Source organism: Megasphaera sp. ASD88 (genome assembly GCF_002287425.1).
Lineage (GTDB): Bacteria > Bacillota > Negativicutes > Veillonellales > Megasphaeraceae > Megasphaera > Megasphaera stantonii.
On record NZ_NQXW01000071.1, the window covers coordinates 1 to 410 of the forward strand.

General features: G+C 51.5%; 1 pseudogene. It reads left to right on the forward strand.

What is annotated here, in order from left to right:
* Positions 1-84: 84 nt before the first annotated feature.
* Positions 85-410, forward strand: a pseudogene (locus CJ260_RS13255) (hypothetical protein); the annotation flags it as partial.

A 410-nucleotide genomic window follows, 5' to 3' on the forward strand; every position in this document is an offset into this window, starting at 1 on the left:
GGATGTGCTCATACGACTGTTTTCTATGAACTTCGGCGTGGAACGCCGGATCGGAAAAGCAAGCACGGTCGTGCCCCTCAGTATATGGCAAAGCGCGGTCAGAAGGCTTATGCAGAGAATCGCAAGAACTCCAGGAAGCCTTGTAAAATCGATCATGACGACTGCGAGCTGTTTATCCAATGGATGGTGGAACGAGTCCGCCAGGAACGCTGGTCACTGGATGCCTGCGTTGGCTATGCTAGGCGAAATAAGCTATTTACTCCGGAACAGATTCCCTGTACCAAGACGCTCTACAACATGCTTTGGGCTAACAAACTTCCACTGTCACTCTTCGAGGTACCGCAGGTCTTGAAGCACAAACGCCGCCGCAAATGGGTGCGTAAGAACAAACGTATGAAGGGTCGCTCCAT